General features: G+C 55.4%; 3 protein-coding genes. All 3 read right to left on the bottom strand.

Annotation, left to right across the window (positions count from 1 at the left end):
• Positions 1–31 precede the first annotated feature (31 nt).
• The 3 genes from tnpC to tnpA are packed head-to-tail and all read right to left on the bottom strand — an operon-like array spanning position 32 to position 2,611.
• Complete coding sequence (gene tnpC / locus ACI2I2_RS24495; protein ID WP_404660260.1) at positions 32–1,603, bottom strand: IS66 family transposase; 1,572 nt, start codon at positions 1,601–1,603, stop codon at positions 32–34.
• Positions 1,604–1,622: 19 nt separating this feature from the next.
• The gene (gene tnpB / locus ACI2I2_RS24500) at positions 1,623–1,970 is read right to left on the bottom strand and encodes an IS66 family insertion sequence element accessory protein TnpB (protein WP_404660261.1); all 348 of its coding nucleotides are present in this window, start codon (positions 1,968–1,970) and stop codon (positions 1,623–1,625) included.
• Positions 1,967–2,611 carry an IS66-like element accessory protein TnpA gene (gene tnpA, locus ACI2I2_RS24505; protein WP_404660262.1) on the bottom strand — a complete coding sequence of 215 codons (645 nt, stop codon included), beginning with the start codon at positions 2,609–2,611 and terminating at the stop codon, positions 1,967–1,969. Before tnpA ends, tnpB begins: the two co-directional genes overlap by 4 nt.
• Positions 2,612–2,695 lie beyond the last annotated feature (84 nt).

Here is a 2,695-nt window from a genome sequence, read left to right on the forward strand (position 1 = left end):
CGTAAGCGGCTCATCTGAACCGTATTGACGGTTAGACGTTGCTAAGATCGAGCTTCCAGGGAAGCAGGTCGTGTACCTTGTTTGACGGCCAGTCTGCTATATGGCTGATCACGTACCGCAACCACGCTTCTGGCTCTATGCCATTAAGCCGGCAGGTTCCTATTAGCGAGTACAGGATCGCTGCACGCTCACCACCGCTGTCAGAGCCCGCGAACAACCAGTTCTTCCGACCAACCGCGACACAACGCAGGGCGTTTTCTGCGATATTGTTGTCAAGCTCGACCCAGCCGTTACGGCAGTACTCGTTCAGACTGTCCCATAACTTCAGCATATAGGCGAACGCCTTCGCTGTCTCTGAGTGCCGCGACAGCGTTGCCATCTGCTGCTGGATCCAGTCGTACAGTGACTGCATCAGCTGCACACTGCGCTCTTTTCTTAACGCCAGCCGTTCTTCTGCCGGACTACCTCGGATCTCTGCTTCTATGGCATATAACTCACCTATGCGCTTGAGGGCTTCCGTCGTGACTGCTGTTGGTGAACGAGCATGAACATCATGGATTTTGCGCCGGGCATGTGCCATGCAGGCGGCTTCAGTGATGTTACCTTCCTCATACAGCGCCCGGTATCCGCCATACGCATCTGCCTGAAGAACGCCGCTGTAACCTGCCAGATGCTGCTGCGGATGAAGACCTTTACGATCCGCCGAGTAAGCGAACCACACTGCCGGCGGCATTAACGAACCTGCATTTCTGTCATCACGTACGTACACCCACAGGCGTCCGATCCGGGTTTTACCGCTGCCCGGCTCCTGAACAGGCACAGGGATATCATCGCCATGCACCTTACCCGGCATCAGGACATACTGCCGTAATGCGTCGTACAGAGGTTCAAGAAGTTCGCTCACCGCCCCGGACCAGCGCCCCAGTGTGCCGCGACTGAGTTCCACTCCCTGGCGACCGTATATCTCCGACTGGCGATACAGCGGCGTATGCTCTGCGAACTTTGCTGTGACGATCCGCGCCAGCAGACCAGCCCCGGCATAACTGCGTTCGATAGGTTTTGACGGCATGGGAGACTGGACTATACAGTCACACTGACCGCAGGTAAGCTTGGGACGCTGGGTTTCGATAACTTTAAAGGCGCTGCTGATGACCTCCAGTTGTTCTGAGATATCACAACCCAGCGCGTGCAGTTCCCCACCGCATTCAGGGCAGCATTTATCTGCCGGTGAGATGGTTTGTATTTCGCGGGGCAGAGTGGCTGGTAAGGGTTTTCGTGACGATGACTGCCGTAGCGCCGGAGGAAGTGCCGGGTCAGGTTGCTCACCCAGGATGTCAGCCATTTCTTCCTGAAGATGACTGATATGCTCCTGCACCTCATGTATCTGCCGTTCGGCCTTCTGCCGCATTTTTTCTGAGCTCTGGCCGAACTGCATACGTTGCAGTTTCACCACCAGTGCTTTCAGCCGGTTAATTTCGCTGGCGTAAGAGGCCACCCGCTGAGACAGCAGGAGATTGTTTTCTGCCAGTATCCTGTTAGCCGCCATCTGCTCACGCAGCAGCGCTTTCAACCGGGCGATATCATCAGGGAGTGAGGTATCCATTCCCTCACTTTACAGCAGGTTATATCCGTATACCAGGTCGTTCCATTCGCTGTGGATGTTTCCAGTTTATGCCCTCAAGCAGCATGGACAACTGAGCAGGTGTCAGATGGATCTTACCGTCACGGGTCACCGGCCAGACGAAGCGGCCACGCTCAAGCCGTTTGGTAAACAGGCACAGGCCATCGGCGTCAGCCCACAGCACTTTGAGCATATCACCCCGACGACCGCGGAAGATGAAGACCTGCCCGGAGAACGGATTATCGTTCAGTGCATTCTGTACCTTTGAGGCCAGACCGTTAAACCCGTTGCGCATATCAGTGATCCCGGCCACGATCCAGATGCGAGTTCCCGATGGCAACATACTCATTGTGCACCCGCCTTCATTTCGCCGATGAGCATACGCAGAAGTTCGAGAGTCAGTTCGCCCCGGATACGCAGTATTCCGCAGGGAAGCTCCAGTTCACAGCAGGGCTCCCTGGCTGTAGATTGTGACACTGCGGGGGCCGATGGCTCAGCAGACACCGTGGTTTCAGCCACTGTAACCGGCAGGAGTAATGTGCCGTCATCCCGGGGCCGCAGCAGTCCTCGCTTATAAAGATTGCGCCAGTTAAACAACAAGTTGTCGTTAATGCCGTGTTCCCGCGCCAGTTGAGCCACATTGGTGCCAGGCAGCAGTGATTTTTCGGCCAGCGTGATTTTAAATTCGTGTGGAAAATTCGGGCGGCGTGGCCGCTTGCGCACAACGGGCTCTTCCGCCATAACTGGCTCAGGAATGTCCGGGCGCTCGGTTATGTTCGCCGTGATACGTGTGGGATAGAGCAGTGATTCAAGCTTATCGGAGGTCATGCTGTCAGGCAGCGGCCAGCTAATTCCCTGCTTTTTGAAGCGAACAAAGAGATCGCAGACGGTGCTTTTGGGGATCCCAAGCCGCCGACCGACGTCGAGTCGGGACAGGTGTTCATCAAAATGTAAGCGCAGTGCATCGAGGAGCAGGGTCCGATATTTCATGGCGATAATGTCCGCTATAAATGATGGACATTATTTTCCCTGAACCGGAGGAATGGCGACAGACGGTCTAAATGAGCCGCTTAC

The organism is Scandinavium sp. NPDC088450 (assembly GCF_044900545.1).
GTDB lineage: Bacteria > Pseudomonadota > Gammaproteobacteria > Enterobacterales > Enterobacteriaceae > Scandinavium.

What these genes read in the sequence shown, in the direction of transcription:
- tnpC (WP_404660260.1), bottom strand. Translation starts at nt 1,603, where the DNA reads ATGGATACCTCACTCCCTGATGATATCGCCCGGTTGAAAGCGCTGCTG.
- tnpB (WP_404660261.1), bottom strand. Translation starts at nt 1,970, where the DNA reads ATGAGTATGTTGCCATCGGGAACTCGCATCTGGATCGTGGCCGGGATC.
- tnpA (WP_404660262.1), bottom strand. Translation starts at nt 2,611, where the DNA reads ATGAAATATCGGACCCTGCTCCTCGATGCACTGCGCTTACATTTTGAT.